The sequence below is a fragment of the Paenibacillus sp. BIC5C1 genome, from assembly GCF_032399705.1.
GTDB classification, from domain to species: domain Bacteria; phylum Bacillota; class Bacilli; order Paenibacillales; family Paenibacillaceae; genus Paenibacillus; species Paenibacillus taichungensis_A.
The window spans coordinates 3270379-3283701 of record NZ_CP135922.1; the positions used below are offsets into that span (position 1 = coordinate 3270379).

13 protein-coding genes are annotated in these 13323 nt (G+C 44.6%); 11 read left to right on the forward strand and 2 right to left on the reverse strand.

Annotated elements, in window-relative coordinates; all coding sequences use genetic code 11:
* Positions 1 to 78 precede the first annotated feature (78 nt).
* A complete protein-coding gene (locus RS891_RS14785; RefSeq protein WP_315796328.1) occupies positions 79 to 627 on the reverse strand; it encodes a TetR/AcrR family transcriptional regulator in 549 nt (182 codons plus the stop codon).
* A gap of 207 nt (positions 628 to 834) precedes the next feature.
* Between RS891_RS14785 and RS891_RS14790 the strand changes: the two genes are divergently transcribed.
* The 7 genes from RS891_RS14790 to RS891_RS14820 all read left to right on the forward strand — a co-directional run bounded on the left by RS891_RS14790 (position 835) and on the right by RS891_RS14820 (position 7770).
* Entirely contained in the window at positions 835 to 2004 is a 1170-nt protein-coding gene (locus RS891_RS14790; protein WP_315795818.1) for an MFS transporter, read from the forward strand.
* 244 nt (positions 2005 to 2248) lie between these two features.
* Entirely contained in the window at positions 2249 to 3229 is a 981-nt protein-coding gene (locus tag RS891_RS14795; RefSeq protein WP_315795820.1) for an aldo/keto reductase, read from the forward strand.
* A gap of 239 nt (positions 3230 to 3468) precedes the next feature.
* On the forward strand, positions 3469 to 4161 hold the full coding sequence (locus RS891_RS14800) for an SAM-dependent methyltransferase (protein WP_315795821.1): 693 nt from the start codon (positions 3469 to 3471) through the stop codon (positions 4159 to 4161).
* Between the two features lie 58 nt (positions 4162 to 4219).
* Complete coding sequence (locus tag RS891_RS14805) at positions 4220 to 5374, forward strand: NAD(P)/FAD-dependent oxidoreductase (protein WP_258530751.1); 1155 nt, start codon at positions 4220 to 4222, stop codon at positions 5372 to 5374.
* A 173-nt stretch (positions 5375 to 5547) separates the two neighbouring features.
* Positions 5548 to 6732 (forward strand): aminotransferase-like domain-containing protein, encoded by a 1185-nt coding sequence (locus RS891_RS14810; protein WP_076288472.1) that lies wholly within the window; start codon positions 5548 to 5550, stop codon positions 6730 to 6732.
* A 15-nt stretch (positions 6733 to 6747) separates the two neighbouring features.
* Positions 6748 to 7056 carry a hypothetical protein gene (locus tag RS891_RS14815; RefSeq protein WP_113054852.1) on the forward strand — a complete coding sequence of 103 codons (309 nt, stop codon included), beginning with the start codon at positions 6748 to 6750 and terminating at the stop codon, positions 7054 to 7056.
* Positions 7057 to 7269: 213 nt separating this feature from the next.
* Positions 7270 to 7770, forward strand: coding sequence for a GNAT family N-acetyltransferase (locus RS891_RS14820; RefSeq protein WP_113054851.1), 501 nt, complete (start codon positions 7270 to 7272; stop codon positions 7768 to 7770).
* Positions 7771 to 7876: 106 nt separating this feature from the next.
* Here RS891_RS14820 and RS891_RS14825 read toward each other — a convergent pair whose 3' ends face one another.
* On the reverse strand, positions 7877 to 9151 hold the full coding sequence (locus RS891_RS14825; protein WP_315795824.1) for a stalk domain-containing protein: 1275 nt from the start codon (positions 9149 to 9151) through the stop codon (positions 7877 to 7879).
* Positions 9152 to 9328: 177 nt separating this feature from the next.
* Between RS891_RS14825 and RS891_RS14830 the strand changes: the two genes are divergently transcribed.
* The 4 genes from RS891_RS14830 (at position 9329) to RS891_RS14845 (ending at position 13306) form a co-directional block, all read left to right on the forward strand.
* Positions 9329 to 10558, forward strand: a complete 1230-nt coding sequence (locus tag RS891_RS14830) for an aminopeptidase (RefSeq protein ID WP_397386918.1) — start codon at positions 9329 to 9331, stop codon at positions 10556 to 10558.
* 50 nt (positions 10559 to 10608) lie between these two features.
* Positions 10609 to 11283, forward strand: a complete 675-nt coding sequence (locus tag RS891_RS14835; protein WP_113054848.1) for a TetR/AcrR family transcriptional regulator — start codon at positions 10609 to 10611, stop codon at positions 11281 to 11283.
* A gap of 182 nt (positions 11284 to 11465) precedes the next feature.
* The gene (locus tag RS891_RS14840) at positions 11466 to 12242 is read left to right on the forward strand and encodes an ABC transporter ATP-binding protein (protein ID WP_113054847.1); all 777 of its coding nucleotides are present in this window, start codon (positions 11466 to 11468) and stop codon (positions 12240 to 12242) included.
* A 53-nt stretch (positions 12243 to 12295) separates the two neighbouring features.
* Positions 12296 to 13306: an aliphatic sulfonate ABC transporter substrate-binding protein gene (locus tag RS891_RS14845; protein WP_315795827.1), complete on the forward strand. Its 1011-nt coding sequence runs from the start codon at positions 12296 to 12298 to the stop codon at positions 13304 to 13306.
* Positions 13307 to 13323: the final 17 nt, after the last annotated feature.

The following is a 13323-nucleotide window of genomic DNA, read 5'->3' on the forward strand; positions in this document are numbered from 1 at the left end:
AGAATGCTTTACCGTTATGGAGTCGCCCTGGTGGCGACTTTTTTTATAATATCAGCAAGGTTAAGCATAACGTGTTATTTATGAAAGATTCAGTTCCAATATCTTATTCACTTGCTCTTCCATGACATGAGGTGGATAGGGCATTTTGTTTATAAACCACCATTCCACGATTCCCACATAAGCTGGCGCAAAAAATTGAAGCAAAATATCTTCACTTATCCCGCGATTTTTCCCATCAATCATGTCCCATCCGTTCTTTATGTCCTCGATGACAAATTGGAGAAAACGGCTGCGAAAGAAGGGTGCTCCTTTACTTGTTAACATAGCTGAGAAGAATAAATAGTTGGTTTCAAAGTATTCAAACCAGCTCATTCCCCCATCTGTAGTGCTCATTTCAGATTCCGGTTCACACAATACTTGTAGTTCGTTCATGTGTTCCTCGATGAGCTTATCCAGTAAATCATACTTATCCATGTAGTGAAGATAGATGGTTCTACGGCTAACGTTCGCTGTGTCGGAAATATCCTGAATTGTAATTTGGTCAAAATGCTTTTGAGACATAAGTTCAATCATCGCTTTTTTAATGGCATCTTGAGATTTGAGTATTCTTCGGTCTACTTTGGTCAATTCGAGCACCTGACTTTCCATGTTTGTATCCAGATTTTCATGATCTGTGCACTAATGCACAAATCCTCATCAATTAGTCATTGTAGATTACCTGTGCTTCTATAATAATACACACAAGCGCAAAAATACATTCTTGTGTATTTATTTTATTTATATGCCATTCGTAAGTTAAAAGAATGAATCAGAAATAGTGAAGGAGTTTTGCACGTGGTCAGATCAAATCATGTATTGATGTATATTTTAATTGTTGGTGTTTTCGGCATCCTGACTACGGAAATGGGAGTCATTGGCATATTGCCTCAAATAGCTGATTATTTTCATGTCAGTGTTTCCAAAGCTGGATTGCTCGTGAGTCTCTTTGCACTCGCTGTTGCGATCTCCGGTCCTACAATGCCGTTATTATTCTCCGGTATCAACCGCAAAACGGTAATGTTGCTCGTGCTCGGTATTTTTGTAGCATGTAATATTATTTCCATCATTGCACCAACGTTCACCGTTGCCCTCGTGGCTCGCATCATCCCTGGCTTTTTCCATCCTATTTATTGTTCATTGGCTTTGACCGTAGCTTCGACCTCTGTAAGCAGGGAAGAAGCTCCCAAAGCGGTCTCTAAAGTCATGTTTGGAGTTACCGCAGGAATGGTACTTGGTGTACCGATCACCAACTATATTGCGAATGGAACATCCGTAGAGATGGCGATGTTATTCTTTGCGATTGTAAACGCAGTGGCGTTTGTGGGTACATGGATATTTATCCCTTCTATGCCTGCTAAGGAAAAACTTTCGTATGGAACACAATTGGGCATCTTAAAAAGAGGCATGACCTGGCTAGCTATCACTGCCGTGATTCTTATGGCTTCCGCAACGGCAAGTGTGAACAGTTACATCGCAGAGTATTTGGGCTCTATCACTCATATTTCAGGGAAAACATTGAGTATCGTGTTATTTATATATGGTTTGGCAAGTCTAGTGGGAAATGTGGTGGGAGGCAGATTGCTTTCTAAAAACACGCGAAAAACAGTCATCCTGTTTCCCGTGGTATTGGGGATCGTATATCTGTTATCTTTTTGGACGGGCACATCCACTGGACCTATGATTTTAACGGTGATTTTATGGGGAGTATGCTATGCCATAAGCAATTTGATTGGTCAGTATTGGATTGCCTCTGCCGCTCCAGAAGCGCCCGATTTCTCCAATGGTTTGTTCCTGTCATGCGGTAATTTGGGAATAACGCTAGGAACTGCTGTAGGCGGGCTGTTCATTTCGGGGATTGGCACACAGTACATTGTACTTGGAGGTGTATTGTTCCTGATACTAAGTCTGCTATCCATTTTGCTGAGAATTCGTTTATTTGACCCTGTAAAAAAACATGTAAGCTAAGTAACCTTAAGTGACATACACAAAAGGGAAATGTTCATTATTCATCTTCTTGCTTACCAAATAATGAACATTTCCCATCGTGTTGTTTACTAATGCACGTTTTATAGCCATTTGGGAATTGCGAGATTATTTCTCATGCTTAATACTATACTCAAGACTAGTTATTCTTCCGTGTGTATCATATTCAGGCATCAGAGCTATTTGCAAAGGTAGCAAAAACCATCCGAAAGCGAGGAATACGCAAATGGATTATGTGAAGCTTGGCAATACAGGTCTGGATGTGTCCCGTCTGTGCTTGGGCTGTATGGGGTTTGGTACAGCCGTTCCTGGAGGCCATCAATGGGTTATTAATGAAGAGAACAGTCGTCCCGTTATTAAAAAGGCGTTGGATCTAGGCATCAATTTTTTTGATACAGCGAATGTATATTCAGCCGGAACCAGCGAGGAAGTGATTGGGCGCACCTTACGTGACTATGCCAATCGAGATGAAATTGTGCTTGCAACGAAAATTAATGGTCGTATGCACCAAGGCCCAAATGGTGCCGGACTTTCCCGTAAGGCCATTATGAGTGAGATAGATAAAAGCCTGAAGCGGCTGGAAACAGATTATGTGGATTTGTATCAGATTCATCGCTGGGATTACACTACACCCATTGAAGAAACGATGGAAGCCTTACATGATGTGGTCAAAGCAGGAAAGGTAAGATACATAGGCGCTTCTGCGATGTATGCCTGGCAATTTTTGAAAGCGTTACATGTAGCCGAGCAAAATGGGTGGACCCGCTTTGTATCCATGCAGGATCATTACAATCTTATCTATCGTGAGGAAGAAAGAGAGATGCTTCCGCTCTGTAAAGCTGAGAAAATCGGTGTGATTCCGTATAGTCCGCTTGCGGGAGGCCGATTGACAAGAGACCCTCAGGAAAAAACACATCGTTCCGAAACCGATCAGATTGCAAAGCAAAAATATGATGCAACTGCAGATACCGACCGATTGATCATTGATCAGGTTGCCGCGATTGCCGAGAAGCAAGGGGTTGTTCGTGTACAAATCGCACTTGCCTGGTTACTGCAAAAGGAACCGGTCACAGCTCCCATCATTGGCGCTACCAAAATATCGCATCTGGAGGATGGCGTAGCCGCTCTTTCGATTAAGCTAACACCTGAAGAAATAGCATCGTTAGAAGAACCCTATGTGCCTCACCGAATTGTTGGTCATCAATAACAGGTTCATCACATATACAAACAGAAGTCGCCTAAATTGGCGGCTTCTTTATGTTTTTATCTGGCGATGCAGCATCAAATTTATTCATTTTAGAGTGTAATGAAATTAAGCATTCTGAGATGGGGGAACTCTTCGTAAAATAACATATCCTAGCTCTTACGATTATAAGATTTTGTTAAGGGAATAACTGTGAATTGGATAAACTCACTCACAATTTATAGCTGTAAAGGAGCGGGATCATGTCCTTCTTTAGAACACTATCCGTACGGGCAAGGGAAGACGAGTTGAGCGAAGCCCTCAAACATTTGAGACGCCTCAACAAAATATTCGCTGCCCCCGGTCCAACCCGTGCAGGCGTGGAGAAGTTATGGAAAGCGATTGGCAGTCCAACTACGCTGACCCTTCTTGATGTGGGAGCAGGTTCAGGTGATGTAAACCAGAAGTTATTGCGCTGGGCGGACCAGAAAGGAGTTAAGCTTGAGATTACTCTGGTAGATCTGACAGAGGAGGCATGTGAGGAAGCGAGAAACCTTTTTCGGAATGAACCGAGAATCAATGTGCGACGTGCCGATGTCAGGGAATTACCGGATGCCTCAGCAGACATCGTGACTGGCTCGCAATTTGTCCATCATTTTGAAGGAAAGCAGCTCGTTGAGATGGTCTCCCATATGCTCCGTGCCTCCAAATATGGCGTTGTCATTAACGATATCCATCGGCATCCTGTATCCTATGCGGCTGTCTGGGTAACCACTCGAATGATCTCACGCAATCGGTATATTCGTCATGATGGTCCGTTGTCTGTTGCAAAAGGCTTCACGGGAAGAGATTGGCAGGACTTGAAACAGCAGTTGAACCATGACACCTTGACCTATGAATGGAAGCCTCTGTTCCGCTATTCCGTCGTGATACCCCAACAAGGGACGTTATCATAGCATCATTACATCAATAGGCAGTTATCTTAAATGGACAATGAAAGGCGGGTGTTCTTACGTGTCTACACCAATGGATGCCATAGTCATCGGAGCGGGAATTGCGGGCAGTACCTGCGCGTTGCAACTTGCCAGGCAAGGACATCGGACACTGCTGCTGGATCGGCAAGAATTTCCACGTCACAAAACATGCGGTGAATTTATGTCGCCTGAGACAACGGAGATGCTGGATTATTTGGGGATCAACCTTAGTGAACAAAAGATAAAGCCGAGTACCCTGGATCATGCCAAGATCATTATGCCTCAGGGCGGGGAGATCGTGGCACCTTTGCCTGGATTGGCCTATGGCATTAGCAGATATGAGCTGGATCGGATTTTACACGAGCAGGCCACAGCCGCAGGCGTTGAGATCGTTACAAAGGCAACGATAACCAACATTCAGCAGTTAGATGATTATAGTTATGAAGTCGAAGCCCAAAAAGGAAATGAGCGGATTCATTATAGCGCAAAAACCGTTATCGGAGCCCATGGCTCGAAGAAGCTGAGGGGGATGACCTCGCCAGCAGAGCTGCGGGATAAAACAGCATATGTTGGTATCAAATCACACTATCGGGGGATCACCATCCCCCTAAGGGTAGAGTTGTATTTTTGCGAGGGAGGGTATGTCGGGATTTCGCCGATTGAGGATGGTATCGCAAATGTAGCTGCATTGCTGACCCTTGATTCGGTGCGGGGAAGCGGCAAGTCTATAGAAGATATTTTGCAGTCTGCTTCCTTGACCAACGAAAGATTGGCAGCGAGGCTAGCCGAGGGAAGCTCAGTTCCAGGAACACAAGTCTCGATTGCACCACTCCATCTATCCAATGTTCCTGATCCGTGGTCCCATTATCCTCATATTGGGGATGCCATGCTAATGATACCACCTCTGTGTGGTGACGGAATGTCTATTGCGCTTCGTTCCTCACTGTTGTGTGCTGAATGGACTGACAGGTATCTTCAAAGAAAGATCAGCTTTACGCAGTGGCAGTTAGGGTATTCGAAGGAAGCCAATCTTGAATTCGCCCGACTGCTCCGGCGTGCACGACGGATTCAGAAGCTGGCTTTTGCCAAAACGAACAAGTTCTATCCTGGTTTGGCCCGCATGGTCCCTGGTCTGGCGACTTATCTGGTGAAGGCAACACGGTTATCGGAGATTAATCTTGTCCATCGATCTTAGATGGCAGCAAAGTGAAATTCATAGAAAATGGGGCGGCTTATGTCAGCCTCTTTTTGTTTCTCTGCCAATTTTGACGAGACCGTTTAGAAATCTGCCAAATACTCGTATAATAGAATCTAATTGTAGCTATAGAGACAAGAGTCTGATTTGAATTCGGGAGGCATTATTTTAAGATGAACTATTCATTTTCCAACCGGATTGCTGCATTGCAGCCATCCATCATTCGTGAGATTCTGAAGGCTTCTTCGGGTCAAAATGTAATTCCGTTCTCTGCGGGAAATCCCGCTCCGGAGACTTTCCCTATTGAGGCAATTCGCACATTCACCCAATCGATTCTGGAACAGGATCCGGTAACAGCACTGCAATACGGAATTACCGAAGGTTATGCCCCGCTGCGGGATACATTGACTACACATCTGAAGACAGGCTTTGACACAGGCAAAGCGTCGGATGAACTGTTCATCGTATCTGGAGCACAGCAAGGAATTGAACTCGCTTGTAAAGTATTCTGTAATGAAGGGGATACGATTATTTGTGAGAGCCCAAGCTTTATAGGTTCACTGAACTCTTTCCGTGCTTCAGGAGCAAACCTGGTCGGCGTTCCAATGGAGACGGACGGTATGGATATCGGGAAGCTGGAGCATGCCCTGCAAACCGAGCAGAATGTAAAACTGATCTATGTCATTCCGAGTTTCCAAAACCCTACAGGTTTTACGACCAGCCTGGAGAAACGCAAGGCAATTTACGACCTTGCCAAGAAGTATGGAGTCATGATCCTGGAAGATAACCCATACGGAGAACTTCGGTTTAGCGGAGAAGATGTAGCGACGATTAAGTCGATGGATGATGAAGGTCTGGTTATTTACGTAGGCTCCTTCTCCAAGATTCTGTCCGCTGGCCTGCGTGTTGGTTATGTTCTGGCTCCTTCCGAGGTTGTGCAGAAGATGGTTGTTGCCAAACAGGGAGAGGACGTACATACAGCCATGCTGCCGCAGATTCTGGCACACAAGTTCATGACTGAGTATAACTATGCAGAGCATATCAGCAGTATCCGTGCGATTTACCGCAGGAAGTCTGCCTTGATGATTGACAAGTTGCAGGAGCATATGGGTGAGTCCATTACCTTTACTCAACCGGATGGAGGGCTGTTCCTCTGGTGTGATCTGCCGGCTCATATCCCGATGCTGGATTATGCCAAAACAGCCGCTGCGGAAGGCGTAGCTGTTGTTCCGGGCACTGCTTTTCTCGTTGATGAGAACGAACCCTGCAATGCAATCAGACTTAATTTCTCAACACCTTCCGATGAGCAAATTGTGAAGGGCATTGAAATTCTGGGACAGGTTCTGCACAAATTCTAATTGGAGGCATATTTCATGAATCAACGTTTTCGAATCACTCGATCCATGCAAGAAAATAACGAAGAGAAATCCATTTCCTTGGAAGAATGCAAACAGTATTTTGCATCCAAACCGGACTTTATGTACTCACCTGTTCTTACCGTTCAGGGGCCAGAGAGCGTCATGTCTATCGATGGGGATTTCTTCATGTGGACGTATGAGAACCAACAGATTCCATTTCGCCTGTATATGGGAGATCTTTATGTTGCCATTGTCAATGAAGCTGTCGTTCCGCAAATGGTTGAGGTTGCAACGGATTTGCGAGCCGATGTGGTTGAAGGGTAAGAAGAGGCCTGAAATGAAGTGCATCTGTACAATCGTATTTATGGAGTTTCGGGAAAGTCGCCAATCTGGCGGCTTTTTTGCTGTGAATCTATTCTTCAATTTGCTTATTGAAATATTCAATCGATGGGGGAATTGACGCTCAGGACCTGTTCGTGATAATTTATATAAATCACAAAATCCAATAAATCCAATGAGGGAAAGGGGTTTTACGCAATGTCGTCAATTGTGCTTGCAGCTGCCGAAGATATACGAAGCGAGGATTCGGAACTATTAATCAAGGAGCTAAGCCAAGAACTAGGGTTGTTATATGGCGGCGATGGGACGGCGGGATTTCAGCCATCCGATGTGGAGACACCGCGAGCAGCCTTTATTGTAGCGCGTTTGGATGGATATCCGGTAGGTTGCGGAGCCATCAGGCCCCTTGATGACACATCCGTGGAGGTCAAGCGTATGTATACACGTTCTGATTTCCGTCGCAAGGGTGTGGCCCAGGCTATTCTGGCCGAAGCGGAACGTCTTGCGCTCGAATTTGGCTACACCAATTTGAAACTGCAGACTGGCCCCAAGCAGCCGGAGGCGGCGGCCCTTTATGAAAGAGTTGGATACTATCGGATACCGATTTTTCACGGGGACTGGGATCAGGTACTTGCTTATCAAAAAGATCTGGTACTCAGCGCAACCCACAGAAATGAGCCTTCCTCATTGAACGCATAGATATCATCTATAACAAATGAACCGAAATCTCTTGTCAGCATCCAGAGATTTCGGTTCGTTTTTTTGGTGTGTGGAAGCCGATGGAGTCAAGAATATCAGAAATCCTTTACTCTTTTATAACAGAGGCATTGACAGCGCCTTCCATCTGATTATTGTAAGTACGGAATAATCCAAGGCGCCAGAAGGCAGCTCCCTTAAGATCATATCGCTTGGCAAGACCCAGTTTATCATCTATGGAAGATGAAGTTTCACTATTTAAGCTGATACCGAGCAAAAGTTTTTGCTTGGAGACGCCAGCATCCAGCGCAAGCTGGATGGCCTGATCCACAAGGCTGTTCGGCTCGGGAACCTGCGATTTGGTGCCGACGGGATTATATTGGTAAGCCATAATGATGATGTCGTCTGCCAACGAAGCGAGCGTTTTGTAATCATAGCCTTTATACGCACTATTTAATGGAGGGACCGCCAAGGATAGAGCGATATCTTTAGGTAAAGAATCCTTCAGCTGCTTGACGTAATTGTTCAGCAGTTTCTGTTGCTCTACAGCGTCCAGTTTAAAACCCAGTCCTTCAAAATCAAGAACAACGCCTCCAAAACCATTCTCAGCTATGGCAGCAGTTATCCCCTCAATGGATTTCTGGCGCATGCTGCTATCACTCAGCACCTTGGTCAATTCTCCATTACCATCCAAAGCATACACCATAAGATACGGTTTAATACTCTGATTCGCTGCATCGGCAACGATGGATTGAGGTGTAACGTCCCCGGCAGCAGCTGGGAGGCGGTACTCATCACCCTGAAGCGTAAATTGTCCTTCGCGATCAATGCGACTCCAGCCAAAAGAGACAGAGTTCATCGAAGACACCAAATCGATTTCCTTATAGGATTGCAGCGCATAGAAAGCTCTTAAATGCATTTCGCGTTGAGGTGAAACAAGAGAAACGGTGCGAGAGGACTGGTTCCAGCCGACACCAACACCGAACTGACTACTGAACGAACTGAGTGGAATAAGCACACGACCTTCTCGCTGAACCGGTGGCGCTGCGAGCTTCACTTTTTCTCCATTGACGGTTGCTATAGTGCTTCCCACTTGAAGCAGAACTTCCGTCGCCTGACCTTTTACTTTTCCAATCGCTTTTACGGTTTGTGCCTTGCTGTTCCAGGTAATATTAATTCCCAGGGCTTCGCCAACGGTCCGGAACGGAACATAGGTAACGCCTTTATCAATCCGAGGGTCTGCATCGAATTTCAGAGGAACATCATCCAGCAAGACCGAAATGACCGGTGCAGCATAGGCATCATTAAGGTTTGCAGTGGTTCCGAGCAAGGATATGGCAAGAATAGTGGCAGCAGCAGTCTTTCCTATTCGTGTATGTAACATGTTTTTTGCTTTCCTCCAACTCATCAAATATAGTAGAATTGCATCTCATCTAAATGAAATCTAGCATAAGTTAGTATAGCAAAATTTTCATAGAGTTCCAATTACAAGATATAATGGACGTATGAAGAGTAACAATTGAAACAGCGAAATTAATTTTAGTAGGGGAGGAGAATGCTATTGGATTTTCATGAAAAATTACAGCGTTACGCAGCACTTGTGATCAACATTGGTGTACATATTCAGAGGGGACAAATACTTGTCATAACCGCGCCGATAGCGGCTGCGGCGTTTGTTCGACTAGTTGTAAAACATGCTTATGGGGCAGGCGCTTACGATGTTTATATCGAGTGGAGCGACGATGAGATTACGCGTTTGAAGTATGAACTTGCACCGGATTCGGTGTTCCACGAATATCCTGCGTTCCGGGTAGCCGGATGGGAAACTTTTGCCGAAAATAATGCTGCTTTCCTGACGATCACTGCACCCAATCCCGATCTTCTACATGGAATAGATCCACAGCGAATCATGAATTCGAATGCATCCAAAGGTAAGGCATTAGCCAAATTTCGCAGCTACGGCATGTCCAACAAGGTCAGTTGGTCTATAGTTACGGTTCCCTCAATGGCTTGGGCAGCCAAGGTGTTTCCTGATGTTGTCGAGGAGCATTTGATCGATACGATGTGGGAAGCTATTTTTGACGTTACGAGGATTAATTCGGACGATCCCGTTGAGGCATGGAAGACGCATCTTGAGCTGCTTAGAAACAAGACGAATCAACTTAATCGTAAAAAGTATCGAGCACTGCGATACCGTGGTCCTGGTACCGATCTGCGGATAGAATTGTCGCCTAAACATATCTGGGTTAGTGATGCGGATAACATCAACGAAAAGGGTGCTTCATTTTTGGCAAACATTCCGTCAGAAGAAGTATGGACTGTTCCGTTAAAGCAGGGCGTGAACGGCACGGTTCGCAGTACTAAGCCGTTAAGTTATGAAGGATATTTAATCGATGATTTCTCCTTGACGTTTGAAAACGGGAAAATTATTAATATTCAAGCAGCGCAAGGGCTTGAGGTGCTAAGTAAACTAATTAGCGTCGATGAAGGCGCGGCGTATCTGGGCGAGATTGCGCTGGTACCTCATCATTCCCCGATTTCGGAATCAGGGCTTGTTTTTTATAACTCTCTCTTTGACGAAAATGCATCCAACCATCTTGCGATCGGTAATGCGTATTCCTTCTGTCTTGAGGGAGGGAACGAGATGACTGAAGCGGAAAAGGCGGCAAACGGTGTGAACTCAAGCCTCATTCATGTCGACTTTATGATTGGATCGGCTAATATGGATATTGATGGAGAACTTGCAGATGGTGATTTGGAACCTGTGTTTCGTCACGGTAACTGGGCGTGAAATTAATATTCATGGATCAATAACTGGTAATAAAGCGGAGGAGGATTCAAATGTCACCCAGAAACATACTAAAGGACCAACAAATGAGAAAGGAACGCATCGAGCACATCTTGGATTCAGCATTACAAACCATGGCCAAACGTGGAATTGATTCAACCAATATTAAAGATATTGCCAAGGAAGCAAAACTTAGCGTCGGCAATATTTATACTTACTTTACATCGAAGGATGAAATTTTCAGTGAGGTTCTGCTTCGAGGACAAACAATGTATGGAAGGACCATTGCACTGCTAGCAGACCTGGATATAGACCCTCGTGAAAAACTATTTGAGATTGGTAAAGGCTGGTTATCAAACGAGAGTAATTGGGCCTTCACCATCATGTTGCAAAGTATACGAACGAATCAGGCCGTCAGCACCGAAATAAAACAAGCTGCAACCCAGAGATTTACCGACAATCTGGAACCTTTGGCAGAGATCTTTCGCCAAGGACAGAACGCCGGAGGCATCATACAAGGAGATGCTCGGCAACTTGCGTTTTATTTTGTAAGTCTGATTCAAGGTCTGACCTTGCAGCTCGCTCCAGGTTATGAAATACAAGTAGATATTGACCCGGAGAAAATCGTTCGTCTTTTTATGATACCAGAGAAAGAGGGTTCAACAAGCGATCTGTTTAAGAAAAACAATGATTTAAGTTACATAAATAAAAAAATGTTTGACAGGTAAGAAATGGTATTGATAATATATCGTATAACAAAACGAACCGAAATTCACTTTGTTGATTTGGTCACATTGAGATTTACACTGCACCGCTTTATACGCTGTGGGAATGGGTAAATCTCTTTTTTTTGAATCAAATCCAAGTAAACAAGTAAGTATTATTGATTAAATGCGAAAGGGTGTCTTTAATGTCTGGGGATATGCTTATGATCAGCGATCTGAACAAAACGTTTGTCGCCCCTGTTGGCGAAATCATTGCATTAAACAACATTCAGCTCAACGTTCGAAAAGGTGAATTAGTAACCATCATTGGTCCGAGCGGATGTGGTAAAAGCACTTTGCTTAAAATTGTGGCTGGCTTAGATATGCAGTATACGGGAACCGTTTTGCTCAACGGAAAACCTATTACAGGCCCCAGCATAGAGAAAGGATTTATTTTTCAGGAGCCCCGGCTATTCCCATGGTTAACGGTGGAGAAAAACATTGCATCTAATCTCTCTCTTAGAGATCCGAATGTGCGCAAAAAGGTGGAGGACCTGATTGAGCTGGTCCGTTTAAAAGGATTTGAAAAATCATATCCTCGCGAATTATCGGGTGGTATGGCTCAGCGCGTCTCCATTGCCAGAGCATTGCTGCGTAATCCGGATGTATTACTGCTCGATGAGCCGTTCGGAGCACTCGATGCATTTACTCGCTCTCATTTGCAGGAAGTGCTGCTTGATATTTGGCAACGTAATGGAACAACCATGCTGTTTGTAACCCATGATCTCGATGAAGCCGTCTTCCTGGGGGAACGAGTCGTCATTATGAATCCGCGTCCAGGCCATATTCGAAGTATTCTTTCGATTGACTTGCCTTTTCCCCGAAAAAGATCAGGTAGTGCGTTTCAGGAGATGCGCAGACTGGTATTAAATGAGTTCGAAAAGGTAGATGAGCCTTTATATGACGTAGGCGGCGGTATATAGCGTAATCCATAGACGAATAAGGATGTACAGCATATTAAAGGGAGAGTGATTATATGAAAAAATCTCATCTGGTTCTAGTTATGGTGCTCGCGTTGTCTTTATTGACAATGGCTTGTGCATCCAAAACTTCAAATGAAAATGCAAGTGGTTCAGGTACGAGCCAAAATGTAACCGTGAAAATCGGGATTCAGGGCAGCGGTGGCTTATTCGGTAAAGCACGCGAAGAAAAATGGTTTGAACAAGAATTTGAAAAAACAGGTGCCAAAGTGGAATGGATCGAGTTTCAGAGCGGACCGCCCATGACAGAGGCAATTGCATCCAATAAGCTGGATATTGCCAGCCTGGGGAACATGCCAATTATCGCGGCACAAGCCGCAAATATTCCTTTCAAAATCGTATCGCAAGTTCTGGACGGAAAAAATAACGTTGCAATTATTGTACCTGCTGGTAGTACCGCTCAGTCACTTAGTGACCTGAAAGGCAAAAAGATTGCCGTTACAAAAGGAAGCAATGCTTACAACTTTTTATACCGTGGTTTGGAGAAATCTGGTTTAACGGATAAAGATTTTGAAATCATTCAGTTACAGCCAGATGAGACACAGTCTGCGTTTGAAACCGGCAGTGTGGATGCCTGGGCGACATGGGACCCTTACATTACACTCAATACCTTAACTGGAAAAGGAAAAGTGCTGTCCGACGGAGAGCAGCTTGGTGTATTGTCGCCTTCATTTACGATTGCGGGAACTGGTTTTGCAGAGGAACATCCAGAGCTTGTTACTCTGTACTTGAAGGTAGTTAATAAAGCATTGAAGTGGGAAAGCGAGCATGAAACCGAAGCGATCGACAGATATGCAGCTGAACGTAATGTTCCTGCCAGTGTAATCAGTGGGACATTCGAACGTTCCCGCATGATTAACACGTCAGTTAATGAAGATATCGTAAACGAAATGCAGCAAACTGCGGATTTTCAATACGAAATGAAGAACATTCGAAATCAGGTCGTCATCAAATCAATAACGGACAATCAATATATCGACGCAGCTCTCAAGGATCCACTGAAATAAACATAATGACCCCTATA